This window comes from Cellulomonas xiejunii, assembly GCF_024508315.1.
In the GTDB taxonomy this organism is placed as follows: Bacteria; Actinomycetota; Actinomycetes; order Actinomycetales; family Cellulomonadaceae; genus Cellulomonas; species Cellulomonas xiejunii.
In genome coordinates this window covers 745493-771763 of the sequence record NZ_CP101987.1, presented here as the reverse complement: position 1 = coordinate 771763, position 26271 = coordinate 745493, and the positions used below count along the sequence as shown (strand labels likewise).

Here is a 26271-nt window from a genome sequence, read left to right as displayed (position 1 = left end):
AACGCCGACGGCCGGCCACCCCGGAGGGTGACCGGCCGTCGGGCCGTTCAGGTGGTGCTCAGCGACTCAGAAACCGCCGCCGAAGTCCTCGCCACCGCCGCCGCCGGCCGGGGCCGACTTCTCCGGCTTGTCGGCCACGACGGCCTCCGTGGTGAGGAACAGCGCCGCGATGGACGCGGCGTTCTGCAGCGCCGAGCGCGTGACCTTGACCGGGTCGTTGACGCCCGCGGCCAGCAGGTCCTCGTACACACCGGTCGCGGCGTTGAGGCCGTGCCCGGCCGGGAGGTTGCGGACCTTCTCCGCCACGACGCCGCCCTCGAGGCCGGCGTTGATGGCGATCTGCTTGAGCGGGGCCTCGATCGCGTACTTCACGATGTTGGCACCGGTCGCCTCGTCACCCTCGAGCTCGAGCTTCTCGAACGCGACCTTGCCGGCCTGGATGAGCGCCACGCCGCCACCGGCGACGATGCCCTCCTCGACGGCCGCCTTGGCGTTGCGCACGGCGTCCTCGATGCGGTGCTTGCGCTCCTTGAGCTCGACCTCGGTGGCCGCGCCCGCCTTGATGACGGCGACGCCACCGGCGAGCTTCGCGAGGCGCTCCTGGAGCTTCTCGCGGTCGTAGTCCGAGTCCGAGTTCTCGATCTCGGCACGGATCTGGTTGACGCGGCCCGCGATCAGGGCCGCGTCGCCGCCACCCTCGACGATCGTGGTCTCGTCCTTGGTCACGACGACCTTGCGCGCGGTGCCGAGCACCTCGAGGCCGACCTGGTCCAGCTTCAGACCGACGGTCTCGGAGACGACCTGGCCACCGGTGAGGACGGCCATGTCCTGCAGCATCGCCTTGCGGCGGTCGCCGAAGCCCGGCGCCTTGACGGCGATGGACTTGAAGATGCCGCGGATGCGGTTGACGACGAGCGTCGCCAGCGCCTCGGACTCGACGTCCTCGGCCACGATGAGCAGCGGCTTGCCGGCCTGGATGACCTTCTCCAGCAGCGGCAGCAGGTCCTTGACGTTCGAGACCTTGGACTCGACGAGCAGGACGTACGCGTCCTCCAGGACGGCCTCCTGACGCTCGGGGTCCGTCACGAAGTACGCCGACAGGAAGCCCTTGTCGAAGCGCATGCCCTCCGTGAGCTCGAGCTCGAGGCCGAGGGCGCTCGACTCCTCGACGGTGATGACGCCCTCCTTGCCCACCTTGTCGAGGGCCTCGGCGATGAGCTCGCCGATCGCGGGGTCACCGGCGGAGATGGCGGCGGTGGCCGCGATCTCCTCCTTGGTCTCGATCTCCTTGGCCTGGGCCAGGAGCTGCGCCGTGACGGCCTCGACGGCCTTCTCGATGCCCTTCTTCAGGGCGATCGGGTTGGCGCCGGCGGCCACGTTGCGCAGACCCTCGCGCACGAGCGCCTGGGCCAGGACGGTCGCGGTCGTCGTGCCGTCACCGGCGACGTCGTCCGTCTTCTTGGCGACCTCCTTGACGAGTTCGGCGCCGATGCGCTCGAACGGCTCCTCGAGCTCGATCTCCTTGGCGATGGAGACGCCGTCGTTGGTGATCGTCGGCGCGCCCCACTTCTTGTCGAGCACGACGTTGCGGCCCTTCGGGCCCAGGGTGACCTTGACGGTGTCAGCGAGGACGTTGAGCCCACGCTCCATGCTCCGTCGGGCCTCCTCGTTGAAGGCGATGATCTTGGCCATGGGGCTGTGATCCTTCTTCCAGTTCGTGGGTGGCCGGTCGGTGCCCGCGACGGACGGACCGTCGCGCGCGCTCACGTCCCGCTCGCGACGACCCTCACCTGACGGCCGGGTTGATTCTGTCACTCTCCACCGGAGAGTGCTAAGTCAATGGTTAGCACTCGACCCCTTCGAGTGCAAGCAGCGGACCCGTCTGCCCCTGCGCCGAGCGCGAACCCCTAAGGTGCTCGTTGTGCTCGACACGGTCGTCGTGAGCCGCGCCCTGCGCACCCGCGCCGGCGCGGTCACCCTGCTGGGCGGCATGCTGCTGATCACGAGCACGATGGGCGCGACCCCTGGCGTCGCGCGGGGCACGGACCTCGCGGACGTCGCCGTCGGAACCGGAGCGGCCGCGGGCGTCGGCCGGGGGGTGGGCGCCCTCGCCGACGCGCAGATCCCGCTCTACCAGCAGGCCGTGTCGGTCCTGCCGGACGGCGCGCGTGACGGCGTCCCGTCGGACGCCCTCGCGGTCTACCTGCCGGGCACGCGCGTGCCGCACCCGGCGGCCGCAGTGCTCGCGAGCGCGGTCGGCGCGACCCCGACCACGACCGTCGCCGTCGGGCCGCGCGCCGCCGCGGCCGCCGCGGACGAGCAGCTCGCGTGGATCGCCGCCGGTCGCGTCCCCGGGGCGGGCGGCCCTCACGAGGACCTCGCGCGCGCCGCCCTGCTGGACCTGCACTCGCTGACGGTCGCGGACGGTGTCGTCGTCGCCGGCTGGTCGCCGCACTGGCGCTACGTGTGGCCCCGGGACTCGGCGTTCGTCGCGGTCGCGCTGGCCCGCACGGGCCACGTCGACGACGCGCTCGCGGTGCTCGACTTCCTCGCGGACGTGCAGTCGCCCGACGGGTCGTTCCACGCGCGGTACCTGCCGGACGGCTCCGGCCCGCCGGACGACCGCGGGCTGCAGACGGACGGCACGGGGTGGGCGATGTGGGCGGCCGGCCTCGTCCTCGCCGAGGTGGACGACACCGACCGGACCACCGAGGCGCGGCGGCTGGCGCCGCTCGTGGAGCGGTCCGCCGGACGCGCCCTGCGGCTCGTCGCGGGTGGGCTGCCGCCCGCCTCGCCGGACTACTGGGAGGTCGCCGAGGGCGAGGTGACGCTCGGCACGGCCGCGCCGCTGGTCGCCGGGCTCGAGCAGGCGGCGGTCGTGCTCGACGCGGCCGGTCTGCGCGGTCCCGCGACAGCGGCCGCGGCAGGTGCTGCCCGCGCGCGCCAAGCGGTCGTCGACGCGTTCGGGCCGACGGGATACGGCCGGTACGCGACACGCACGCTGCCGGACGCGGCGAGCGCGTTCGTCCTCGCCCCGTTCTGGGCGCAGCCACCCCCCGACGCCGGCGCCGCGTGGCAGGCGTCCGTGCCGTCCATGCTGCGGCCCGCGCAGGGGCTGGCACCCGGGGGCGGCTGGCGCCGTGACGGGGTGTCGTGGACGCCGCAGACGACGCTGTACGCGTGGGTGGCCGCCGAGCAGGGCGACGCCGCGGGGGCGGGGCGCTGGCTGGGCGTCGTCGAGCGCCACCGGACGTCGTCCGGTGCGATCCCCGAGAAGCTCCTGGCGGACGGCACACCCGCCGCGGTCGCGCCGCTCGGGTGGAGCGCGGCGTGCGTGCTCCTCGCGATCGACGCCCTCGACACCGGACGCGCGTCACCGACGTGACGCCCGCCCGCTGTCACGCGGCGGGCCGAACGGGTCGTGCGGGTGCCGCCGGTCAGGCGTCGGGGTCGGTGACGAGCACGACGGTGATCCCGCCGCCGGCCTGCTGGGGTGCCACCTCGATCGCCGGGATCCCGACGGTGGAGGCGACGAGCTCGGCCGTGGGGCGCAGGTCCTCGGACGTGATGAAGACGGTCGACGCGGACGGGAGGCTGCCGCTGGCGTTGTCGGGGAACACCGCGGTGAAGCCCACGCCCTGGAGCTCCTCGGCCACGCGACCCGCGAGCCCGGAGACGCGCGCGCCGTTGAGCACGGAGACCGGTGTCGCGAGGTCCGGCTCCGGCGCCGGGGGCTCCTCCGTCGCCGGCTGCTCGGGCTCGGCGTCCGCGGGGGGCTCCTCGCCGGTCCCCTCGCCCGCGGCGGCGTCCTCCGGCGGCACGGCCGGCGCCTCCTGCTCCTGGGACGAGCCACCCGCCAGCGGCAGGTCACCGGTCCGCGACAGGTACGCGACCGCGCCGTAGGCGATCACGGGCACGACCACGAGCACGACGACGAACGGCCACCACCGGCTCCACGCGGACCGGGGCGCACGGTGGACGCCGGTCGGCGCGTCGGGCGAGATCGCGTCGAACTCGTCCTCGGGGTAGGGGTAGTCGGCCTTGCTCACGGCCGCAAGGCTAACCGCTCGCCGCGACGGGCAGGGCACGCCCCGCCGCCGGGCCGCCGACCATCCAGGAGCGACCTGGACGTACCGGGCACGCGGTCCTCAGGCCTCGGCGCCCAGGCGGCGCGCGGTGCGGGCCCGCTGGCGCGACGAGCGCATGCGGCGCAGCCGCTTGACGAGCATCGGGTCGTGCGCGAGCGCGGCGGGGTCGTCGATGAGCGCGTTGAGGAGCTGGTAGTACCGGGTGGCCGACATGTCGAAGAGCTCGCGGACGGCCTGCTCCTTGGCCCCCGCGTACTTCCACCACTGGCGCTCGAACGCGAGGACCTCACGGTCGCGCGGGCTCAAGCCGTCGCTGCCGCGCTCGTCGTCGCGCAGGTCGCCCCCGACCACGTGGGTCGCCGTGCCGGCTGTGCCGTCCATGGCTCTCCTCCTCGCGCGCCGTGCCCTCAGTGCTCCGCCCGGCATCGTACGCGGCGAACGACACGGGTGTCATTCGCACGCGCGGGTGGCACCGCGGTCCGCCGATCCGTCGCCGGCAGGCCTGCGAGCGGTAGCCTGCGTCGCCGTGAACGCACCACTGGAGGACCTGGTCGCGGCGGACTGGGCGCGCGCGCTGGCCCCCGCCGAGCCGGCACTGCGTGCTGCCGGGCAGTTCCTGCGCGACGAGGTCGCCGCCGGGCGGGAGTACCTGCCCGCGGCGGACGCCGTGCTGCGCGCGTTCCACCGCCCGCTCGCGGACGTGCGCGTACTGGTCGTGGGCCAGGACCCCTACCCCACGCCCGGGCACCCGATGGGGCTGTCGTTCTCGGTCCAGGCGAGCGTGCGCCCGCTGCCCCGGTCGCTCGACAACATCTTCCGTGAGCTCGTGGCCGACGTGGGCGTGCCGCGGCCGACGACGGGTGACCTCACGCCGTGGGCGGACCAAGGCGTCATGCTGCTCAACAGGGTGCTCACCGTGCGCCCGGGCGAGGCAGGCTCGCACCGCCGCAAGGGCTGGGAGCAGGTCACGGACCAGGCGATCGCGGCGCTGGTGGAGCGAGGTGGACCGCTGGTCGCGGTCCTGTGGGGACGCGACGCGCAGTCGCTGCGCCCGGCCCTGCGCGACGTCCCGGTCGTCGCGAGCGCGCACCCCAGCCCGCTGTCCGCGTCGCGCGGGTTTTTCGGCTCCCGCCCGTTCTCCCAGGTGGACGCGCTGCTGCGCGAGCAGGGCGCCGACCCCGTGGACTGGCGCCTGCCGTGATCCGTGGGCGGACACGGGCCCGGATGCGTCCGGTTCGTCGCATGATGGGGGGATGACGTCGCACGAGGGGTCCCGACCGACGACCGCCGGTGCTCCCCTGCCTCCCGGTCCGCCGCGCTGGACCCGCTACGTCGCGTGCGGCGACTCCTTCTCCGAGGGGCTGTGGGACGCGCCCGACGGGCCGGAGGCGCCGCTGCGCGGGTGGGCCGACCAGCTCGCGTCCCACCTGTCACGCCGCCGCACGGACGCCGGCCTCGACCCCCTGCAGTACGCGAACCTCGCGATCCGCGGCCGCCTCGTGCGCTCGATCCTCACGGACCAGGTGCCGGCAGCGCTCGAGCTCCAGCCGGACCTGATCAGCATCGTCGGCGGCGGCAACGACATCCTGCGCCCGTCGGTCGACGTGGACCGCGTGGCGGCCGACATCGAGCGTGTGGTCGCGCAGGTGCGCTCGCGCGGCGTGGACGTGCTGCTGAGCACCGGCTTCGACACGCGGGACAGCCCGCTGGTGCGGGCGACGCGCGCCCGCACCGGCGTCTTCAACGCGCACATCTGGTCGATCGCACGGCGCAACGGCGCCTACGTCCTGGACCCGTGGGGCATGCGCAGCCTGCGCGACTGGCGCATGTGGTCCGAGGACCGCATCCACCTCACCACCGACGGGCACGCACGCGTCGCGCAGGGTGCGCTGGTCGCGCTCGGCCAGGCGCCCGACCGCGCCGACTGGGACGACCCGCTCGCCCCCCTGCCCCCCGTGCCGCGGCTCGCCCGGGCCCGGCAGGACGCCCGCTGGCTGCGCGAGCACGCCTACCCGTGGGCGACGCGGCGACTGCGGCGACGGTCGTCCGGGGACCTGCTGACGGCGAAGCGGCCGCGGGCGATCCCCGTGGAGTGATCGCCCGGCGGCGCCGGTGCGGTCCGTCGCCTCAGCGGTCGTCGACGAGGACCCCGAGCCGCATGGTGGCCTCCACCCGTGCACCCGTCGGGGTGCGCGGCACGACACGCAGCGCGCCACCCACGAGCCGCAGACGCTGGTCCAGCCGGGCGGTGCCCGACGCCGGGTCGGGCTCAGCGGGCGGCACGTACGGGTCGCCGTCGTTGGACACGACGATCCGCAGCTCGTCGGCCACCAGGTCGAGCTCCGCCTCGACGAGCGCGGGCGGCCCGTTCTTGAGCGCGTTGGACACCGCCTCCTCGACCACGCGCACCGCCAGCAACCGCTCGGCGACCGTCAGACCCACCTCGGACGGGTCGTCCAGGGCGCGCAGCTCGTCACCCACCTGCAGCCGCGTCGCGATCGTCGCGGGCAGACGACCCAGCAGGGCCCGCACGGCCGGCACCAGGCCCATCTCGAGCCGTTCCGGGTAGAGCAGCCTGCTCATCTGCCGCACGTCCTGCTCGCGTGACTGCGCCAGCTCGGCGCGTGCCAGGGCGATCTCCTCGGCGACGTCCGGCAGCACACCGGCGGCTCGCGCCTCGGCCGCCGCGAGCCGGGCGTCCACCAGCAGCAGCCGCTGCTGGACCGTGCCGTGCAGACCCTCGGCGACCTGCCGGCGCACCCGGATCTCCTCCGCCTCCAGCGCCTGCAGCGCCAGCTCGACGCTCACCACCTGCCGCTCGACCGCGCGCGCCGCGACGCGCATCCGACGACGTGAGATGAGCATCCACACCCCGATACCGGCGGAGACGAACGCGATGAACGCGCCGGTGACGACCTCCGCGACCAGGGTCGGCATGTCGTCCAGCGGGTGCACACCGAGCGACACCTGCGCCGCGACCCGCAGCACGCCCATGAAGACCGCCGCCACCGCCGCGCGCCCGACGACCGCGACGACGCTGCGGGGGCGGTGGGCACGCAGCACCGCCAGCGCCGCGACGAGCCCCAGCACCGCCGTGCCGTTCGCCGCCAGCCTGCGCCACAGGTCGACCTGCGCCCACTCGGGCACGAGCTCGGAGTAGATCCACTCGCTCTGGATCGACGCACCCAGTGCAAAGCCCAGCGCGACGATGCCGGTGCCGCGCAGGAGCGTCAGACGGTCCGCCGCCAGGTCGTGCCACCGCACGGCGGCGGACGTCATGTCACGATCGCCCGCCATCGTCCCCACCCCTCGCGTCGCCGTGCGCCCAGCCGTCGGTGCACGTCGCAGGCGCAACACCCCGGTCGCGACCATACTGGTCCGGATGATCCCTCCACCGAACCGACGCCTGCGCGTCGCCCTCGTCGAGGACCAGCCCCTCTTCCGCTCGATGCTGGAGCGGACGTTCGCCGACATGCCGGACCTCGACGTCGTGGCCGCCGTCGGCACCGTCGCCGAGGCGCGCAGGATCCTGCAGCCGGGCGTCGCCGACGTCGTGGTCCTCGACATCGACCTGCCGGACGGCAACGGCATCGCGCTGGGCGTCACGCTGCGCCGCGCGCAGCCCGACCTGGGCGTGCTGCTGCTGTCCGCGCACGACGCGATGGACCTGCTGCTGGACCTGCCGCCCGACGTCGCGCACGGCTGGTGCTACCTGTCGAAGACCAGCGGGACGAGCGAGAAGGCCCTGCTGCGCGCGGTCCACGCCGCCGCCGCGGGTGAGACCGTGCTCGACCCGGCCCTGCTCGACCGGGTCGCCCCGCGCGTCGGGTCCGCGGTCTCACAGCTGACGCAGCGCCAGTACGAGGTGCTGCGGCTGCTCGCGCAGGGGTTCTCCAACGCCGGCATCGCCGCGCGGCTCGAGATCACGGAGAAGTCGGTCCAGAACCACGTGTACGCGGTCTACTCGACGCTCGGCATCGACGCCGAGCCCACGCGCAACCCGCGGGTGAGGGCCACGCTGCGGCTGCTCGAGGAGACGGGACCGTCCCTGTGATCCCGGCGCGTGCTCCGCGCGCCCGTCCGTCCGGAACGAGGAGGTCGTCGTGGTGCTGATCGGTGCGCACGTGCGTGGTACGGATCCCGTGGCCGAGGCGGCGCGCGTGGGTGCGCAGGCCGTGCAGGTCTTCCTCGCCGACCCGCAGGGCTGGAAGAAGCCGGTGCGTCGCGAGGACGCCGACGCGCTGACCGCCTCCGGGCTCGGCATCTACGCGCACGCGCCGTACCTGGTGAACGTCGCGTCCACCAACAACCGCATCCGCATCCCGAGCCGCAACATGATCGCCCAGCACGCCGCCGCCGCGGCCGACCTGGGCGCGCGCGGCCTGGTCGTGCACGGCGGGCACGTGGGCGACGGCGACGACGTCGCGGTGGGCATCGACAACTGGCGCAAGACCTTCGAGCGTGCCACGTTCCCCGTGCGCGTCCTCGTCGAGAACACCGCGGGCGGCGAGAACGCGTGCGCCCGCACGCTCGACCGGTGGGCGCAGCTGTGGGACGCGATCGGCGGGTACGACGTGGGCGTGTGCCTCGACACGTGCCACGCGTGGGCCGCGGGCGAGGACCTCGAGACGATCGTGGAGCGCCTGACCGCCATCACGGGCCGCATCGACCTGGTGCACGCCAACTCCTCGCGCGACCCGCACGGGTCCAGCCGCGACCGCCACGCGGGGTTCGCCGACGGCACGATCCCCCGCGAGCTCATCGCCCACGTCGTGCGCGAGGCCGGCTGCGACGTCGTCGTCGAGACGCCCGCCGAGTCGCAGGCCGACGACATCGCGTACCTGCGCGAGGCGCTCGGCCTCTAGGTGGAGCCCCCTGTCGGATTCGAACCGACGACCTGCTGTTTACAAGACAGCTGCTCTGGCCATCTGAGCTAAGGAGGCGGGGCGGGCACCGGAACGGCAGTCCGGCCGCACACCACGCGCCACGCTACTACGGCCCGCACCGTGCCGGACCACCGTGCGTAGCGAGCGTCCAGCGCCCGTCGGACGGGGTGGCTCACCTGGGCGACCCGAGCCATGTGAACACTGCGCGCTCGCAGTGGGACAACGCTGTCCGGTGACCATGTCGACACCCGGGACGGTGCCGTCGAAGGGCTTTTGTCGGTTACCTCCCGGCACTATCGTGGGCGGCTCCGCAGGGCTGGCACGCCGTTCTGAAGCGAGCTCGTGGGGGCACATGAGGAGTCGTCGCCCGGTAGGCACGCGTCCCCCGCCCGCGACGTCGTCACCCACGGAGAGGACCCCATGGACCTGCTGAGCTTCACCCTCGAGATCACGGTCGGCGACCTGGAGGCGTCGACCGAGTGGTACGCGCGCCTGCTCGGGCGCGAGCACGCCGAGCCCGACGACGGCATCATCGAGTTCGAGCTGTCACCCACCGCCTACCTGATGCTGAGCCCGCGCGAGGAGGGATCGACGGCCGAGCCCGGCGGCAGCGTCAACCTCCAGGTGCCGGACCTCGTGACGGCGCTCGCCGAGCTCGACACGCTCGGCATCGCGCACTCCGACGTCGAGCAGTACTCCCCGGAGATCGCCGTCGTCACCGTGCACGACCCGGACGGCCGGGACGTCTCCATCGTGCAGATCGGCGGCTGACGTGCGCGTCATGCTCAGAGCTTGAGGCCGCCGAGGAGACCGGCGGCCTGGGTACCGGCGGCACGGCCACGGGCGTCCGTCCCTCGCGAGGGACGGGCGCCCGTGGCGTGTCGGGTCAGCCCTTGGCGGCGACGGCCTCGAGGACCGCCTGGGTGAGCGGGCCGGGGGTGTACAGGTCGCCCTCCCACTTCTCGCCGTCGATCAGCACGGTCGGCGTGCTGAGGCCGCCGAGGTCCTTCCCTGCCTGCTCCGTGGTCGCCGCGACGAACGGCGCGTACCGGCGCCACGTGCCCTCGCGGGACTCCTTCTCGTCCTCGGAGGTCGCGACCTCGAACGTCCCGTCCACCGTCTCGGTGAACTGGTCGACGACGGCCTGCGGGACGCCCACCTCGAGGGCGATCTCGCCGATCTCCTTGTCCTTGAGACCCGCGGTCCCCTCGTCCGGCTGGTTCGCGAACAGCGCCGTGACGAAGTCGGTGTAGTGCTCCGGGTCCTCCGCGGCGACGGTCGCCGCCGCGTTCGCGGCCCGCGTCGAGAAGAACGTGCCCTGCGAGTTCCCGTCGAGGAACGCGATGTTCTTGTAGACGACGGTCACGCCCTCGTCGGCGGCGAGCGCCTCGAGCTCGCTCGAGTTGGCGAGGTCGAACTTCCCGCACCAGGGGCACATGAAGTCGTAGTAGACCTCGACCACGACGTCGTCCTCGCCGGCCTCACCGATACCCGCGGCGCTGATCGGGACGCCGCCGGTCTCGTCGGCGACGTCCGGGGTGTCGATGGCGTCGAACGCGGGGACGAGGGTGTTGGCGGTGCCGCCGGCGAACACGACCTCGCCGTACGCCTCCGCGTTGGCCTGACCCTGGCGGACGATCGCGAAGATCACGGCGCCGAGCACGAGGACGGCGGCGAGGAGGCCTCCGATCGCGATCATCCGGGTGCGCTTCGCCTTGCGCTCCTGCTCCTGGCGCATCGCGAGCGCCTTGGCGCGTGCGTCGTCGCGCCGCTGCGACTTGGTGGGACGGGGGTCGTTCGTGGGCATGGGTGCTCCTGGTCTCGGGTGCCGGTCAGCCGGCGGGGGGACGTGCTGGGTGCGTGCTGGGTGCTGCGCGCGGTGCGCGTCAGAGCGCCGGCGGACCGCGCCGCGGGCGCGCGGGGTCGTGCCCGCGATCACGCCGCACGCGGACGGCGACGCCCGACGCCGGCGTGCACGGACGGCCGGGCAGGTCAGGGACGCCGGCGGTCACGACCTGCGGCACGAGGCCGGACGCGAGCAGCGCGACCACGGCGGTCACAGCACGGCGGACCACCACGCCGAGGCCCAGGCCGCACGCGGTGAGCAGGACGTGCGTGGCGACCACGGGCAGCGCGACGCTCAGCAGGAGCACGGCGCCCGTCGACACCGGGCCGAGGCCCAGCGCGCCGTCGGGGCACTCGGACGCCGAGCGCAGCACCGCCATCCGCACACCGAGGGCCGCCAACGGCCCGTCGGCGCTGACGCACTGGTGCAGCAGCACACGTCCTTGCGCACCCACGACGACGGACATCACGGCGAGCACGCCGGCCAGCACCCCGAGGAGCGGGACGCGAGCGGCGACGGGCAGGCGGGCACGCCGAACGGCAGGGGCCACCGCCCGTACCGTCGACGTCGCATGCACGGGACCAGGGTAGGGCCACCCGCACCGCGGGTCACCCACCTCAGGTCCCGAATGCCCAGGCGGGGTCAGGGACGAGGGAGAGTGGGCGTCGGCGCTGGCCACCAGCTGATCGGCGGGACGTCCAGAAGGCGGTCGGCCAGCACCACCGCGGCGACGAGAGCGAGCACGACGACCACCAGGCTCCCGAGCGGGGCGGGCGCGACGGCCGCCAGGGTCCGACGGGCGCCCGTGCGCGTCATGCGCGAGAGCGGACCCCACCACAGGAAGGCGACCGCGAGGACCACGAGCGCACCCACGATCAGAAGGGCCGTCCGGCCCTGCGGCTCCGCGCCGGGGGGCGACCCGCCGATCTCCCAACGCCCCGACGCCAGCAGCCACCAACCCAGCCCGCCGACGATGAGCACCACCGCACCGCCGACGAGCACCGCCGGCAGCACACCCAGGACCGCGCGCAGCAGGTACCAGGGTGTCGAGAGCACGGCGAGGGGCGCGTCCCCCCGGCGCACGCCCCGGCGCTCGCGGCGGCCGTGCATCGCCTCGACGGTCCCCCCGACCGTGCGCACGACGACGACGAGCACCAGGACGACCGCGACGGTCACGACCGGGTAGAGCATGCCGGCGAGCACGACGACCCCCCCGAGGGCGAGCAGCGACCCCCAGCGACGGCGCGCAGGCGGGCGCTCGTACCAGGGCTCTTCCTCGTCGGCCCACCCGGCCTCGTCGACGTCCCCGTCGAGCAGGTCCACGCGGTCGGCGTCGTGATCGTCGACGTAGGCGTCATCGTCGTCGGTGTCGTCGACGTCGGTGCCGTCGTCGGAGCGCTCGTCCCCGGCGCCCGGGTCCGTGTCCGGCGGTGCGGCCGGCGGGACGGGACGCCGTACGGGGACGGCGACCGTGCGACCGTCGTGCACGGGAGCCTCGGGCGGGGCCACGACCGCCCCGGCAGCAGCTCCGGCCGACGTCCCGACCGCGACGGTCGGCAGCTCGTCCCGCGGGGAGGGGGCCCGCTGGGCGACCAGCTCGGTCGCGAGCTCGTCCTCGTCCCACACGCCGTCGTCGTCCGCGGCGAGGTCCTCGTCCGCGGCGAGATCGTCGTCCGCGTCGAGATCGTCGTCCGCGTCGAGATCGTCGTCCGCGGCGAGGTCCTCGTCCGCGTCGAGGTCCTCGTCGAGATCCTCGTCCGCGTCGAGCTCCTCGTCGAGGGCACCGCCCGGGTCGCCGTCCGTCCCCTCGCCCTCGTCAGCGTCGACCTCGTCCGAACCGACCGCGTCCGCGCCGACCTCGTCCACGTCGGCCCCGGCCGCGCCGACCTCGTCGCCGTCCGCCTCGTCGCCGTCCGCGCCGTCTCCGTCCGCCTCGTCGGCGTCGGTCTCGCTGTCCGTACCCTCCGGGACACCGTCCGCGAGCGCGTCCTCGTCCTCGTCGTCGGGGTCGGGGTCGGCCCCCGCGTCCGCGGCGGTGTCGACGCCCGCGTCGTCCCGCGCCGCGGCCGCCGCGAGAGCGGCGGCACCACCGGCGGCCGCCGCGGCCGCCCCCACCGCGGTGCCGGACGCCTCGCCGGTCGCGAGCGTGATCGTCGGCACCGCACCGGGCGGCAGCTCGCCCTGCGTCGCGACGGTCCGCAGTGCCGTGACGACGTCCTCGGGGTCGCTGCGGTCGGCGGGGGCAGGCCGCAGCGCGCCGGCGAGCGCGGCGCGCGTGAGCGGCCCCACGCCGACGAGGTCGACCTCGCCCGCGCGGGCCCGTGCGAGCACTGCCTCGACCGGCCGGGTGCCGAACGGGTCGCGCCCGGTCGCCGCGAACGCGAGCACCGCCGCCCAGCCCCACAGGTCCGTCGCCGGTCCGGGTTCCCCGCCGTCGAGCAGCTCGGGTGCGAGGTACCCCGGCGTGCCCAGCACGAAGCCGGCCGTCGTGAGGTTCGCGTCGTCGTCCACGCCCTGCGCGAGCCCGAAGTCGATGAGCACCGGACCGTCGTCGGTCAGCAGCACGTTCGAGGGCTTCATGTCGCGGTGGACCACGCCGGCCGCGTGCACGGCCGTGAGCGCGGAGCGCAGCCCCTCGGCGAGCAGGAGGAGCTCGTCGGCGTCGAGCGGGCCGCTCGCCCGCACGCGCTCGGCCAGGGTGTCCCCGGCGACCAGCTCGGTGACGAGGAACGCCTCGGTCGAGTCGGCCTCGGCGTCCAGGACCGCGGCGACCGACCCGTGGCGCAGGCGCTGCAGCGCGGCGACCTCGCGCATGAGCCGGGCGCGCACGACAGCGTCCGACGCGACGTGCGGGTGCAGCAGCTTGAGCGCGACGGGCTCGCCGCCGCCGTCGACCGCGCGGTACACCGTGCCCATGCCGCCCGAGCCGAGCGGCGCGACGATGGTGTACCCGCCGATCTGGGACCCCGGCGTCAGACCGATCCGCTCCATGACGGGAAACCTAGCCGGTCAGGCCGACGCACGGCGCGGTACGTCGCCCGAGCGTGTCACCCGTGGGACGACTAGGGTCGAAGACCGAACCACCCGCGAGGAGCTGATCCGGTGCCCATCGACGCGCCACACGACGGCCAGGACCTGGTCGTCGTCGCGAACCGCCTTCCGGTCGACGTGACCCTGGACGACGAGGGAGAGCCGAGCTGGACGCGGTCCCCCGGCGGTCTCGTGACCGCGCTCGCGCCGGTCATGGCCCAGACCAAGGGCGCGTGGGTCGGCTGGGGCGGGTCGCCGGGTCTCGAGCTCGAGCCCTTCGAGGTCGACAACACCGAGCTCGTCCCGGTGATGCTGACGGAGACCGATGTCGAGCGGTACTACGAGGGCTTCTCCAACGACACGCTGTGGCCGCTGTACCACGACGTGATCGCCCCGCCGCAGTTCCACCGGCAGTGGTGGGACGCGTACCGGCGCGTCAACGAGCGCTTCGCGCGGGCGGCCGCCGCCAACGCGGCGCACGGCGCGACGGTGTGGGTCCACGACTACCAGCTGCAGCTCGTCCCGGCGTTCCTGCGCGCGCTGCGGCCCGACCTGCGCATCGGGTACTTCCACCACATCCCCTTCCCCCCGCTGGAGATCTTCGCGCAGCTGCCGTGGCGCAAGCAGGTGGTCGAGGGCCTGCTCGGCGCGGACCTCATCGGGTTCCAGCGCGGCGGGGACGCGGCGAACTTCGTCCGGATCGTGCGGCGCCTGACGGACCTGACGACGCGCGGGCAGATGATCACGGTCGACGAGGGCACCCCGACGCAGCGACACGTCCGCGCCCAGGCGTTCCCCATCTCGATCGACTCGCACGCGTTCGACCACCTCGCACGCACCGAGGCCGTCCAGGAGCGCGCGCGGGAGATCCGCCGCGAGCTCGGCGACCCGGAGTACCTGCTGCTGGGCGTGGACCGGCTGGACTACACCAAGGGCATCCGCCACCGCATCAAGGCGTACGGCGAGCTCCTCGAGGACGGGCGGCTGTCGGCCACGCAGACCACGCTCGTGCAGGTGGCCAGCCCCAGCCGCGAGAACGTCGGCGCCTACCAGCAGCTGCGCGACGACGTCGAGCTCCTGGTCGGCCGCATCAACGGGGACCACGGGCAGGTGGGGCACGCGCCCGTGCAGTACCTGCACCAGTCGTTCCCCATGGAGGAGATGGCGGCCCTCTACCTCGCCGCCGACGTCATGCTCGTGACGGCGCTGCGCGACGGGATGAACCTCGTCGCCAAGGAGTACGTCGCGGCGCGGTCGGACGAGCGCGGCTGCCTGGTGCTCAGCGAGTTCACGGGCGCCGCGGACGAGCTGGTGGGTGCCGTCCTGGTCAACCCGCACGACATCGACGGCATGAAGGACGCGATCACGTACGCGGTGCACCTCGACCCCAAGGAGGCGCGCAAGCGGATGCGCAGGTTGCGCCGCCGCGTGCTGACCCACGACGTGGCCGCGTGGTCGGGCGAGTTCCTCGCCGCGCTGACGGCCGTGCCGGTGAGGGACGGTCATGCCTGACGCGCCGGCGCCCGACGACCTCGGGACGGACGCCGCCGGGGGCGTGCCCATCGACCTGCGTGACCGGCTGCTGGCGGTCGCCGCGGACACCGCAGCGCGGCCCCTGCTCGTCGCCCTGGACTTCGACGGCACGCTCGCCCCGCTCCAGGACGACCCGGCCGCGTCGCGCATCCTGCCCGCGGGCGTCGAGGTGCTGGCCTCGCTGGCCGGTCTGGACGGCGTCGCGCTCGCCCTGGTGTCCGGACGAGCGATGGGTGACCTGCACACGCTCGCCGAGGTCCCGCCGGGGACGTACCTCATCGGCAGCCACGGCGTGGAGCGTGCGCGCGTCACGCTGTTCGGGCTGGACCGCGACGTCGTCGAGCTGGCGCACACGGAGGCGGACCTGCTAGCCGTCCTGGGTGCGCGCGCGGCGGCGGTGGCCCGGGGCCGCGACGGGGTGTGGGTCGAGACCAAGCCGACGGCCGTGGTCGTGCACACGCGCCTCGCGGAGCCGCAGGACGCCGAGCCGGCCGAGGCCGAGGCCGTCGCGCTCGGCACCGAGCTGGGGGTCGGCACGCTGCACGGCAAGGACGTCGTGGAGCTGACGGTCCTCCGGGCGGACAAGGGGACGGCCCTGCAGGCGCTGCGTCACGAGCTGGGGGCACCCGTCGTGCTCTACGCCGGTGACGACGTCACGGACGAGCACGCCTTCGCCGCCCTCGACCCCCAGGACGTGACGGTGAAGGTCGGCGGGGGGCCGACCGTCGCGCGTCACCGCGTCGCCGACCCCGCAGCGGGAGTCGCCGCGCTGGCCGTGCTGCGCGACGCGCTCGAACGGGCGTCGCGCGCCTGACGGGACGTCACGTGCAGGGCACGCTGCATGCCCGCGGCCGGTCCGGTCCCCTGTGTCCTGTGCCATACTGTCGGCGGACGAGGGAGGCCCGTTGGACCCCCCTCGTTGCGTGTCAGCGGAGACACATGGGCTCAGCAGGCCCGCACCCGTGGACCTGCGTTGACACTCTTCACGACGGATCGTCCGGCACGTACCTGCCGGTGAAGGGAAAGTACAACCATGGCTACGGTCAGCTTCGACCACGCGACCCGCATCTACCCGGGGACCGAGCGTCCCGCGGTGGACGCCCTCAACCTCCACGTCGAGGACGGCGAGTTCCTCGTCCTCGTCGGCCCCTCCGGCTGCGGCAAGTCGACCTCCCTGCGGATGCTCGCAGGTCTCGAGGACGTCAACGCCGGGCGCATCCTCATCGGTGACCGCGACGTCACCGACGTGCAGCCCAAGGACCGGGACATCGCGATGGTGTTCCAGAACTACGCGCTGTACCCGCACATGACGGTCGCCGACAACATGGGCTTCGCGCTCAAGATCGCCGGCAAGCCGAAGACGGAGATCCGCCAGCGCGTCGAGGAGGCTGCCAAGATCCTCGACCTGCAGCAGTACCTCGACCGCAAGCCGAAGGCCCTCTCCGGTGGCCAGCGTCAGCGCGTCGCCATGGGCCGCGCCATCGTGCGTCAGCCGCAGGTGTTCCTCATGGACGAGCCGCTGTCGAACCTCGACGCCAAGCTCCGCGTCCAGACGCGTACGCAGATCGCGTCGCTGCAGCGCCGCCTCGGCGTCACGACGGTCTACGTCACGCACGACCAGACCGAGGCCCTGACCATGGGTGACCGCATCGCGGTCCTCAAGGACGGCATCCTGCAGCAGGTCGGCACGCCGCGTGACATGTACGACACCCCGGCCAACGTGTTCGTCGCCGGCTTCATCGGCTCGCCGGCCATGAACATCGGCACCTTCCCGGTGCTCGAGGGCGCCGCGTCGGTCGGCTCGTCGCGTCTGGCGCTCCCGCGCGAGGCCGTCACGACGCTCACCGACGACGACCGCGGCCACATCACGGTCGGTTTCCGTCCCGAGTCGCTGGACGTCGTGCCGCAGGGCACGCCGGACTCGTTCCCGGTCATCGTCAACATCGTCGAGGAGCTCGGCTCGGACGCGTACGTGTACGGCGCGCTGACGAACGACTTCGGCGAGGCGTCCGCGGTGCACTCCGGCGCCGGTGACGCGCAGATCATCGTGCGCGTCGACCCCCGCCAGGTCCCGCCGAAGGGCGCGACGATCTTCGTCCGCATCCGCCCGACGGAGCAGCACCTGTTCCACGCGGGCTCGGGCGAGCGCATCTCCTGACACCCAGCACCACACGCGGAGGCGGGTCCGGCGCATGCCGGGCCCGCCTCTGGCGTCTCGTGGGCCAGGGTCGGGGCACGACGTCCCCGAGACCTGAGAAGATCGGTGCATGAGCGTCACGGCACAACGCCTGCAGATCACGGCGGCGAACCCGGACCCCGCCCTCCTGGATCTGCCGTGGCACATCCCGCTGGAGGACTGGCCCGAGGAGACACTGGCGGCCCTGCCACGGGGCATCTCCCGGCACATCGTGCGGTTCGCGCGGCTCTCGGGGCGGGTCATCGCCATCAAGGAGATCGGCGAGACGGTCGCCTACCGGGAGTACGAGCTGCTGCGGCAGCTGCGCAAGCTCGACGTCCCGGGCGTGGAGCCCGTCGGGGTGATCACGGGACGTCGCTCGCCCGAGGGTGAGCCGCTCGAGGCCGTCCTCATCACGCAGCACCTGAGCTTCTCGTTGCCGTACCGCGCCCTGTTCAGCCAGTCGCTGCGGCCCGACACGGCGACCCGCCTCATCGACGCCCTCGCCGTGCTGCTCGTGCGCCTGCACCTCGCGGGCTTCTACTGGGGCGACGTGTCGCTGTCGAACACGTTGTTCCGCCGCGACGCGGAGACGTTCGCGGCGTACCTCGTCGACGCCGAGACCGGCGACCTGCACGACGTCCTGACCCCCGGGCAGCGCGGGTACGACCTGGAGGTCGCCCGGGTCAACATCATCGGTGAGCTCATGGACCTGCAGGCCGGGGAGTTCCTCGACGAGGACGAGGACGCCGTCGGGATCGGTGAGGCTCTCGTCGTGCGGTACGAGGAGCTGTGGCGTGCGCTGACGGAGACCGAGTCGTTCGGGTTCGGCGAGCGCTGGCGCGTGCAGGCCCGCATCGACCGGCTCAACGACCTCGGGTTCGACGTGGGTGAGCTCGACATCACGACGGACCTCGACGGCACGTCCGTGCGCATCCAGCCGAAGGTCGTCGACGCAGGCCACCACTCCCGTCGGCTCATGCGGCTGACCGGCCTGGACGTGCAGGAGAACCAGGCGCGGCGCCTGCTCAACGACCTCGACGAGTTCCGTGCGGCGACGGACCGGCAGGCCGACGACGAGGCGTTCGTCGCCCACGACTGGGTGACCGACGTCTTCGAGCCCGCGGTCCGCAGCGTGCCGCGCGAGCTGCGCGGCAAGCTCGAGCCGGCGCAGGTCTACCACGAGCTGCTCGACCACCGCTGGTACCTCTCGCAGCAGCAGCACCGGGACGTCCCCATGCCCGAGGTCGCGGCGAGCTACGTCGACACCATCCTGCCGACGCGCCCCGACGAGCACGCCGTCCTGGGCACCCGGGCGGAGGACCTCCGCGACGGTGAGCCCGGCGGCTCCGCCGTCGACGGCGAGTACGACCCGGATCAGGTCATCGGCTGACGCAGACCGAGGTCGAGCGAGCTCGACCTCGGCGGCGCCGTCCGGTCAGGCCACGGCGCGACCTCAGGCGCGCTGCCGAGCCACCTCGTACAGCGCGATCCCGGCCGCGACCCCCGCGTTGAGGGACTCCACGGCCGAGGCGATCGGGATCGAGACGATCGCGTCGCACTGCTCGCGCACGAGCCGCGACAGGCCCTTGCCCTCCGAGCCGACGACGAGCACCAGCGGGTCGGCCGCGAAGGGCAGGCCGCTGAGCGGCACGTCCCCACCGGCGTCGAGCCCGACGACGAACACCCCGGCACGCCGGTAGTCCTGCAGGGCGCGCGTGAGGTTCGTGGCCCGTGCCACCGGCACGCGCGCCGCGGCGCCGGCCGAGACCTTCCACGCCGACGCGGTCACGCCCGCCGCCCGGCGCTCCGGGACGAGGACGCCGTGGGCGCCGAACGCACCGGCGGACCGCAGCACGGCCCCCAGGTTGCGCGGGTCCGTGATGCCGTCGAGGGCCACGACGAGCGGGGCGGTCTGCGAGGCCTCCGCGGTGTCCAGCAGGTCGTCCGGGTCGAGGTACTCGTACGGGGGCACCTGGATCGCGACGCCCTGGTGGACGGCGCCGTCGGTGAGCCGGTCGATCTCCGCGCGGCCGACCTCGAGCAGCGGGTAGCCCGCGTCGGCGGCGATGGAGATGATCTCGCGGGTGCGGTCGTCCGCCTCGAGCCGGGCCGCCAGGTACACGGTCGCGACGGGGATGCCGGCGCGCAACGCCTCGAGGACCGAGTTGCGACCCGACACGATCTCGTGGGTCGAGCTGGTCTTGCCGCCGCGCTTGCCCTGGGCACCGCGTGCGGTGCGGACCGACGGGCGTCCTGAGCCGCCCGGCGCCTGCGCTGCCTTCTCGGCCGCGACCTTGCGCTTGTGGGCGACGTGGTAGGGGCGGTCCTCCGCCTTGGGTGTCGGGCCCCTGCCCTCGAGCGCGCGGCGGCTGTGACCGCCGGTGCCGACCTGGGCACCCTTCTTGGAACCCGTCTTGCGGGTAGCGCCGCGGCGCTGGGAGTTGCCGGCCATCAGTCCTCCGAGTTGTCGGTCGCGGACGCGGCGAGCGTCCAGCGCGCGCCCGTCGGGGAGTCCTCCACGACGACGCCTGCAGCAGTGAGCCGATCGCGGATCGCGTCGGCGGTGGTCCAGTCGCGGGCAGCGCGCGCGGCAGCGCGCGCGTCGAGCTCCGCGCGGACGAGGGAGTCGAGGGCACGGTCGGTGCGGCTGTCGCCGCCGGACGTGCGCCACTGCGGTGAGCCGGGGTCGAGCCCCAGGACGTCGAGCATGCCGCGCAGCGTCACCATCGCACGCCGCGCGACGTCGTCGTCCCCGGCCGCGAGCGCCGTGTTGCCGGCGCGCAGGGTCTCGTGGACGACCGCGAGGGCCGCGGGCACGTTGAGGTCGTCGTCGAGGGCGGCCGCGAACGGTGCCGGCAGGTCGACGGTCGCCACCTCGTCGGGCGCCGCGGCGCCCACGCGCTCGGTGGCGCGCTGCACGAACCCGGCGAGCCGCTCCCACGTCGCCTCGGCCTCGGCCAGGGTGTCGTCCGTCCACTCGAGCATCGAGCGGTACTGGACGGCCGTCAGCGCGTACCGGACGACCGCCGCGGGTGCCTTCTCCAGCACCGCGGTGACGAGCAGGCCGTTGCCGAGCGACTTGCTCATCTTGGCGCCGCCCTGCGTGACCCAGCCGTTGTGGAGCCAGTACTGCGCGAACGGGTAGCCGGCCGCGCGCGACTGCGCCTGCTCGTTCTCGTGGTGCGGGAAGCGCAGGTCGAGCCCGCCCCCGTGGATGTCGAACGCCTCGCCGAGGTACCGGTGGGCCATCGCGGAGCACTCGAGGTGCCACCCGGGACGTCCACGCCCGTACGGCGTCTCCCAGGACGCCGTGGCCGGCTCCCCCGGCTTCGACGACTTCCACAGCGCGAAGTCGTGCGGGTCGCGCTTGCCGGAGCCCGCGTCGTCGGGGACGTCGGTCATGTCGTCGATGCGCTGGTTGGTCAGCGAGCCGTACTCGGGCCATGAGCGCACGTCGAAGTACACGTCGCCGGGGGCCGCGGCGTAGGCGTGACCGCGCTCGACGAGGCGGTCCATGAGGTCGAGCATCGCCGGGACGTGCGCGGTGGCCCGCGGCTCGTAGTCGGGCGGCACCACACCGAGCGCGTCGTACGCGGCGGAGAAGGCGCGTTCGTTGGACAGGGCCCACGCCCACCACTCGACACCCGCCGCGGCGGCCTTCGCGAGGATCTTGTCGTCGATGTCGGTGACGTTGCGGATCACCGTGACACGCTGGCCGTTGCGACGCAGCCAGCGCACGAGCACGTCGAACGCGACGGCGGAGCGCACGTGACCGACGTGCGGGGGTGCCTGCACCGTGGCACCGCACAGGTACACGCCGACCTCGCCCTCGACGAGAGGGACGAAGTCACGCACCGACTGGGTGCCGCTGTCGAACAGCCGCAGGCTCACGCGCCCAGGCTACCGGCGCGCGGGCCCGCACCCGACCGGAGCGGGCGCAGGAGCGCTCAGCCGACGCAGACACCCTCGCCGCGGTACGTCGGCACGGTGGCCTCGACCCGCTCGCCGCGCACCAGGTGCACGTGCGCGAACCGCTCCATCACCTCGCCGGCCTTGGCGTGACGGAACCACACGCGGTCACCGATGCGCAGGTCCGCGCGGGCGGGCACTCGCAGCGGGGTCTGCACCTCACCCGCGCCCTCACGCGGCCCGAGGCGCAGACCCGCGGGCCACACGGGTCGCGGCAGGCGGCTCGCCGAGGCGGGACCCGACGCGACGTAACCGCCCCCGAAGACGGTCGCCCACCCGTCCCCGGGCACGCGGACGACGTCGAGACCGAAGTAGGCGGCAGGCCGCGGCGCGAAGGCGCGGTACCCGTCGAAGAGGGTCGGGACGAACAGGCCCGAACCCGCCGTCACCTCGGTGACGCCCGGTGCCGACGCACTGACCTCGAGCGACCCGGTGCCACCGGAGTTGACGAGGTCGAGGGGCCGGCCGAGCGCGGCGGCGACGGCATCGACGACGTCCCTGCGTCGGTGCGCGAGCTCGCGCACCGACGCGGCCTTCACGAGCCGGACGGCGGCCGAGCTGTCCGGCAGGCCTGCCACCTGCGCCTCGTAGAACATCACGCCACGCACCTCGAGGCATCCACGCCGCTCGACCGCGGTCGCGAGGGTCGCGACGTCGTCCGGGCTGCGCACGGGTGAGCGGCGGACACCCAGGTGGACGGTCAGAGGGCCGCGACCGAGCCGCAGCGACGCGTCCACGTCGAGGCAGACCCGCAGCCGCCGCCCGTGGCGCCGTGCTGCGGCCGCGAGCAGGTCGGCCTGGACGGTGTCGTCGACCATGAACGTCACGGCGCGCGCCGCGTCCGCGTCGGCGGCGATCGCGTCGACGGCGGTCGTGTCGACCGTCGGGTAGCCGAGCAGCACGTCGCGCACGCCGTGCCCGACCAGCCACCGCGCCTCCGCTGCGGCGTACGCCATGACTCCGGCGAAGCCGGGCCGCGCGAGCACGCCCTCGAGCACGTGGCGCACCCGCACCGACTTGCTCGCGATGCGCACGGGTGTCCCACCGGCGCGCCGCAGCACGTCGTCGGTGTTCGCGTCGAGGGCGTCGACGTCCACGACGACCAGCGGTGCGGGTAGGTGCGCCGTGGCCGCGTCGAGCCGCTGCCCGAGGGTGCGCGCAGCCACCCCGGCGGACCTGTTCGCGTCGATGCGGCGGGTCGTCGTCGCAGCGGTCATGCCCGGTGCCTCGTCATGCCAGGGCGGACACCCCGGCTGGGACGGTCGGCGCGGCGACCAACGGGTGGACGTCGGCCCCCGGCTCGTCACCGTCGTCGGTCCCGGTCCCCAGCAAGGCCGTCTCGTCGATCGGCAACGCCAGGGAGGCCAGGTGCTCGGCGAAGAGACGAAGGCCCTGGTACGCGGCGTCGTCGTCCCCGTCGACCAGCCAGGCGAGCGAGAACCCGTCGATGGTCGCGATGATCGTGCGCGCCACGGTGTGGCGGGGAACGCGCCACACGATGCCGGCCGCGCGCTCCACCTCCTCGAGGAAGCGCTCGGCAGCCGCCCAGCTGACCACGTACTGGTCGACGCCGACCTGCCGGAGCTCGGGATGACGCAGCGACGTGGTCGTCAGCTCGTAGGTCAGCAGCTGCGGGCCGCGCGTCGCCCGGATGTTCGACCAGAGCTCCTCCAGGACCCCGAGGACGAGGTCGCGTGCCGGCGCCGACTCCGGCATCTCGGCGACACCACGGCCGAGGTTGCGCTCGGTGATGGTGTGGGCCATCGCGCGCAGGAGCTCGTCCTTGTCGCGGAAGCAGTAGTGGACGACGCCCAACGACACCCCCGCCTCGGCAGCGACGGCGCGCACCGTGGCACCGTCGATGCCCTCACGACTCGCGACACTGAGTGCGGCCTCGATGAGCTGTTCGCGCCGCTCGGCAACCGGCAGACGGTTCATGGCTTCCTCCTAGCGGACGCATCGCCACACACCCCCCCGGGTGTGGTCAAACGCGTCTCCGGGATCATCTCATCGGTTGTCTTGACGATAGTCAAGCCTTTCGAGCACTTGACTTGGACGCACGCCCAGCCGATCCTGCGAAGATGGGAGCACCTCGTGCCGGGCGCCCGGCCGGCTCGTGGCAGAACTGGGCTCGGACGCAGAGCGCGGCCCCGCGCAGGGTGGCACGTCCGCGGGACGTCGGCGAGCTCGTCCAGGAGGTGGGCACCGCGGCCGCCGCAGGCGAGCGGCTGCGCGCCGTTGGTGCAGGTCACTCGTTCACCGGTGCCGCCGTGACCGACGGTGTCCAGGTGCATCTGGACGCCCTGTCGGGGTTCGAGCGGGTCGTCACCCGACCCGACGGATCCGCGCTCGTGACCGTCGGCGCCGGCATCCGGCTCGCCGCGCTCAACGCCGGTCTCGCCGCGCGCGGCCTGGCCCTGCGCAACCTCGGGGACATCGACGCCCAGTCACTGGCAGGTGCGATCAGCACGGGGACGCACGGCACCGGTGCGCGGCTCGGCGGGCTCGCGACCCAGGTCGTCGGCTGCCGTGTCGTCACCGGAACGGGTGACGTGCTCGACGTCTCGCCCGACCGTGACCGCGACGTCTTCGAGGTCGCGCGCCTCGGGCTGGGGACGGCGGGCGTCCTGGCGTCGGTCACGCTGGAGGCGGTGCCGTCCTTCCGGTTGCTGGCCCGGGAGGAGCCCTCGACGCTGCACGAGCTCCTCGAACGGATCGACGACCTCGTCGACGACAACGACCACTTCGAGTTCTTCTGGTTCCCCCACACCGACCGGGTGCTGACCAAGCGCAACAACCGCGCCACGGAGGACGAGGACCGCCCACTGTCCCCGCTGCGTCACCTCGTGGACGACGAGCTCCTGTCCAACGGGCTCTTCTCCCTGACCAACCGCCTCGCCGCCGCGCGGCCCGGCGTCGTCCCCCGCCTCAACTCCGTCGCCAGCCGCGTGCTCACCGCACGCACCTACACGGGCGCGTCGGCCGACGTGTTCGTCGCGCGGCGCCGCGTGCGGTTCCGCGAGATGGAGTACGCCGTCCCCCGCGAGCACGTGCCCGACGTCCTGCGTGAGATCGACGCGTGGCTGCGCAGCACCGGCGATCCGATCCCGTTCCCCGTGGAGGTGCGCTTCGCCGCCGCCGACGACCTGTGGCTCTCGACCGCCCACGGCCGGGCGACGGGGTACGTGGCGGTCCACCAGTACTACCGCATGCCGCACCGCCGGTACTTCGACGCCGTCGAGCGGATCGTCGCGCAGGTCGACGGCCGCCCGCACTGGGGCAAGCTGCACGGGCTGGACCACACCCGCCTGGCGGAGCTGTACCCCCGCATGCCGGACGTGCGTCGGGTCCGCGCCCGGGTGGACCCCGCCGGCACGTTCCGCAACGCCTACGTCGACCGGGTGCTCGGCCTGCCGGACTGACGGCGCCGTCGAGGTTTCAGGCGAACGGGCGACCTGCCGGACCTGGCCTGCCGGGCGATCCGGCGTCAGGCTGGGCCGATGGCGGACGAGGGACGAGCGGTCGTGGCAAGCGCGCTCGGCGGGCCGGAGGTGCTACGGGTCGTCGAGGTCCGGGCCCCGGAGCCCGGACCAGGCGAGGTCCAGGTCCGCGTCGAGGCCGCGGGCGTCAACCCGTGGGACTGGAAGTCGTACGCGCCCGGTGCCGGCGGCCGGCCGCCCGTGCGGCTGGGGCTCGAGGTCGCCGGCGTCGTGCAGGCGGTGGGGGCGGGCGTGCGCTGGTACTCGCCGGGCGACGAGGTCGTCGCCTGGCCGGTCACGGGCGGGTACGCCGACGTCGTGACAGCGCCGCAGCACGTGCTGGTGCGGCGGCCGGAACAGCTCCGGGCCGTCCAGGCGGCCGGGCTGCTCGGGGCTGGCGTCGCCGCCGCCCACGCCGTGGAGGCGACGGGCGTGGGCGCCGAGGACGTCGTCCTGGTCCACGGGGGATCGGGAGGGGTCGGACGCACGGCCGTGCAGCTCGCGGTGCTCCGCGGGGCACGCGTGATCGCGACGGCATCACCCCGGTGGCACGAGTGCCTGCGACGTCTCGGCGCGGAGCCGGTGGCCTACGGGCCAGGCCTGCTCGGCCGGATCCGTGACGTCGAGGCGACGACCGGCCGCGTCAGCGTCGCGATCGACGCGGTCGGCACACCCGAGGCGCTGGACTCGTCGGTCGCGCTGGTCGCGGACCGACGCCGCGTCGCGACGCTCGTCGCGCTCGACCGTGCGCCCGGTCTGGGGATCCTCGGCCTGGGCCACGGACCGGGTGCCGACCCGGGGGACGACATCCGGGACGCAGCACGCAGCCAGCTCACGGCCCTCGCGGCCGACGGCTCGATGGACGTGCTGGTCACCGGCACCTACCCGCTGGAGGAGGCCGCTGCGGCGCACCGGCGCAGCCGCGACGGCCACGCCGGGGGCAAGCTGGTGCTGGTCACCGACCGACGTGCGGCTGGCTCCCCGTGACGCGCGGGTGACTACCGGTCACGGGCGGCCACAGCTCGGGCGGCGGGGCGAGCGGCGCCGTGGGGCGAGCGCTCTCGTCGACCTGCTGCAGCCCGGCGAACGTGGCCTCCAGCGTCTCCAGCGCCACCCGGTTGCGAGGCCGGACGGGCAGGGTTCTCGCGCGCTGGGGCAGGCCTGACGGGCCCGTCGCAGGCGCGGCGGCGTCGCGCGTGGGAGCGCGCTCGCTGTCGGCGGGTGGTCCAGTCACGTTGAGGGACGGTACCGGCGATTCGTC

Annotated in this window: 23 protein-coding genes and 1 tRNA gene; 12 read left to right on the top strand and 12 right to left on the bottom strand. The window is 74.0% G+C overall.

Features of this window, described 5'->3' with window-relative positions; all coding sequences use genetic code 11:
* Positions 1-66: 66 nt before the first annotated feature.
* A complete protein-coding gene (gene groL / locus NP048_RS03705) occupies positions 67-1692 on the bottom strand; it encodes a chaperonin GroEL (protein ID WP_227578140.1) in 1626 nt (541 codons plus the stop codon).
* Between the two features lie 229 nt (positions 1693-1921).
* Here groL and NP048_RS03700 point away from each other — a divergent pair, with 229 nt between their 5' ends.
* Positions 1922-3385 carry a glycoside hydrolase family 15 protein gene (locus tag NP048_RS03700; protein WP_227578139.1) on the top strand — a complete coding sequence of 488 codons (1464 nt, stop codon included), beginning with the start codon at positions 1922-1924 and terminating at the stop codon, positions 3383-3385.
* A 52-nt stretch (positions 3386-3437) separates the two neighbouring features.
* On the opposite strand, the gene NP048_RS03695 is transcribed toward NP048_RS03700, so the two are convergent.
* Positions 3438-4049: a LytR C-terminal domain-containing protein gene (locus NP048_RS03695; RefSeq protein WP_227578138.1), complete on the bottom strand. Its 612-nt coding sequence runs from the start codon at positions 4047-4049 to the stop codon at positions 3438-3440.
* A gap of 99 nt (positions 4050-4148) precedes the next feature.
* Positions 4149-4469 (bottom strand): nucleoid-associated protein NapA, encoded by a 321-nt coding sequence (gene napA, locus NP048_RS03690; RefSeq protein ID WP_227578137.1) that lies wholly within the window; start codon positions 4467-4469, stop codon positions 4149-4151.
* 145 nt (positions 4470-4614) lie between these two features.
* On the opposite strand from napA, the gene NP048_RS03685 reads away from it, so the two are divergent.
* Positions 4615-5289, top strand: a complete 675-nt coding sequence (locus NP048_RS03685; RefSeq protein WP_227578136.1) for a uracil-DNA glycosylase — start codon at positions 4615-4617, stop codon at positions 5287-5289.
* 52 nt (positions 5290-5341) lie between these two features.
* Positions 5342-6184, top strand: a complete 843-nt coding sequence (locus NP048_RS03680) for an SGNH/GDSL hydrolase family protein (RefSeq protein ID WP_227578135.1) — start codon at positions 5342-5344, stop codon at positions 6182-6184.
* A gap of 31 nt (positions 6185-6215) precedes the next feature.
* Here NP048_RS03680 and NP048_RS03675 read toward each other — a convergent pair whose 3' ends face one another.
* Positions 6216-7367, bottom strand: a complete 1152-nt coding sequence (locus tag NP048_RS03675; protein WP_227578134.1) for a sensor histidine kinase — start codon at positions 7365-7367, stop codon at positions 6216-6218.
* A gap of 103 nt (positions 7368-7470) precedes the next feature.
* Between NP048_RS03675 and NP048_RS03670 the strand changes: the two genes are divergently transcribed.
* Together NP048_RS03670 and NP048_RS03665 are read left to right on the top strand one after the other, a co-directional pair.
* On the top strand, positions 7471-8142 hold the full coding sequence (locus NP048_RS03670) for a response regulator transcription factor (protein WP_227578133.1): 672 nt from the start codon (positions 7471-7473) through the stop codon (positions 8140-8142).
* A gap of 49 nt (positions 8143-8191) precedes the next feature.
* Positions 8192-8953: a deoxyribonuclease IV gene (locus tag NP048_RS03665; protein WP_227578132.1), complete on the top strand. Its 762-nt coding sequence runs from the start codon at positions 8192-8194 to the stop codon at positions 8951-8953.
* A gap of 1 nt (position 8954) precedes the next feature.
* Here NP048_RS03665 and NP048_RS03660 read toward each other — a convergent pair.
* A tRNA-Thr gene (locus tag NP048_RS03660) sits at positions 8955-9031 on the bottom strand.
* 363 nt (positions 9032-9394) lie between these two features.
* Here NP048_RS03660 and NP048_RS03655 point away from each other — a divergent pair.
* Positions 9395-9745 carry a VOC family protein gene (locus tag NP048_RS03655; protein WP_227578131.1) on the top strand — a complete coding sequence of 117 codons (351 nt, stop codon included), beginning with the start codon at positions 9395-9397 and terminating at the stop codon, positions 9743-9745.
* Positions 9746-9860: 115 nt separating this feature from the next.
* Here NP048_RS03655 and NP048_RS03650 read toward each other — a convergent pair whose 3' ends face one another.
* The 3 genes from NP048_RS03650 to NP048_RS03640 form a co-directional block, all read right to left on the bottom strand.
* Entirely contained in the window at positions 9861-10781 is a 921-nt protein-coding gene (locus NP048_RS03650) for a DsbA family protein (RefSeq protein WP_227578130.1), read from the bottom strand.
* A 79-nt stretch (positions 10782-10860) separates the two neighbouring features.
* Positions 10861-11397 carry a hypothetical protein gene (locus NP048_RS03645; RefSeq protein WP_227578129.1) on the bottom strand — a complete coding sequence of 179 codons (537 nt, stop codon included), beginning with the start codon at positions 11395-11397 and terminating at the stop codon, positions 10861-10863.
* A 65-nt stretch (positions 11398-11462) separates the two neighbouring features.
* Positions 11463-13811, bottom strand: a complete 2349-nt coding sequence (locus NP048_RS03640; protein WP_227578128.1) for a serine/threonine-protein kinase — start codon at positions 13809-13811, stop codon at positions 11463-11465.
* Positions 13812-13922: 111 nt separating this feature from the next.
* Between NP048_RS03640 and NP048_RS03635 the strand changes: the two genes are divergently transcribed.
* The 4 genes from NP048_RS03635 (at position 13923) to NP048_RS03620 (ending at position 18952) form a co-directional block, all read left to right on the top strand.
* Positions 13923-15362 carry an alpha,alpha-trehalose-phosphate synthase (UDP-forming) gene (locus NP048_RS03635; RefSeq protein ID WP_227578127.1) on the top strand — a complete coding sequence of 480 codons (1440 nt, stop codon included), beginning with the start codon at positions 13923-13925 and terminating at the stop codon, positions 15360-15362.
* The gene (otsB, locus tag NP048_RS03630) at positions 15355-16197 is read left to right on the top strand and encodes a trehalose-phosphatase (protein WP_227578126.1); all 843 of its coding nucleotides are present in this window, start codon (positions 15355-15357) and stop codon (positions 16195-16197) included. The genes NP048_RS03635 and otsB overlap by 8 nt, the downstream gene beginning before the upstream one ends.
* 219 nt (positions 16198-16416) lie before the next feature.
* Positions 16417-17541, top strand: a complete 1125-nt coding sequence (locus NP048_RS03625; RefSeq protein ID WP_227578125.1) for an ABC transporter ATP-binding protein — start codon at positions 16417-16419, stop codon at positions 17539-17541.
* Positions 17542-17650: 109 nt separating this feature from the next.
* Positions 17651-18952, top strand: a complete 1302-nt coding sequence (locus NP048_RS03620) for a DUF4032 domain-containing protein (RefSeq protein WP_227578124.1) — start codon at positions 17651-17653, stop codon at positions 18950-18952.
* Between the two features lie 63 nt (positions 18953-19015).
* Here the strand turns inward: NP048_RS03620 and rlmB are convergent, their stop codons facing one another.
* Genes rlmB through NP048_RS03600 form a run of 4 tightly spaced genes read right to left on the bottom strand, consistent with a single transcriptional unit; the run spans position 19016 to position 23469 of the window.
* On the bottom strand, positions 19016-20014 hold the full coding sequence (gene rlmB / locus NP048_RS03615) for a 23S rRNA (guanosine(2251)-2'-O)-methyltransferase RlmB (RefSeq protein ID WP_227578123.1): 999 nt from the start codon (positions 20012-20014) through the stop codon (positions 19016-19018).
* Positions 20014-21453: a cysteine--tRNA ligase gene (gene cysS, locus NP048_RS03610; protein WP_227578122.1), complete on the bottom strand. Its 1440-nt coding sequence runs from the start codon at positions 21451-21453 to the stop codon at positions 20014-20016. Before cysS ends, rlmB begins: the two co-directional genes overlap by 1 nt.
* A 56-nt stretch (positions 21454-21509) precedes the next feature.
* Positions 21510-22748 carry an alanine racemase gene (locus NP048_RS03605; protein ID WP_227578121.1) on the bottom strand — a complete coding sequence of 413 codons (1239 nt, stop codon included), beginning with the start codon at positions 22746-22748 and terminating at the stop codon, positions 21510-21512.
* Between the two features lie 13 nt (positions 22749-22761).
* The gene (locus NP048_RS03600; RefSeq protein ID WP_227578120.1) at positions 22762-23469 is read right to left on the bottom strand and encodes a TetR/AcrR family transcriptional regulator; all 708 of its coding nucleotides are present in this window, start codon (positions 23467-23469) and stop codon (positions 22762-22764) included.
* Positions 23470-23612: 143 nt separating this feature from the next.
* Here NP048_RS03600 and NP048_RS03595 point away from each other — a divergent pair, with 143 nt between their 5' ends.
* Together NP048_RS03595 and NP048_RS03590 are read left to right on the top strand one after the other, a co-directional pair.
* Positions 23613-24953: a D-arabinono-1,4-lactone oxidase gene (locus NP048_RS03595; protein WP_227578119.1), complete on the top strand. Its 1341-nt coding sequence runs from the start codon at positions 23613-23615 to the stop codon at positions 24951-24953.
* Between the two features lie 78 nt (positions 24954-25031).
* Positions 25032-25997 carry an NADP-dependent oxidoreductase gene (locus tag NP048_RS03590; protein ID WP_227578118.1) on the top strand — a complete coding sequence of 322 codons (966 nt, stop codon included), beginning with the start codon at positions 25032-25034 and terminating at the stop codon, positions 25995-25997.
* Positions 25998-26271 lie beyond the last annotated feature (274 nt).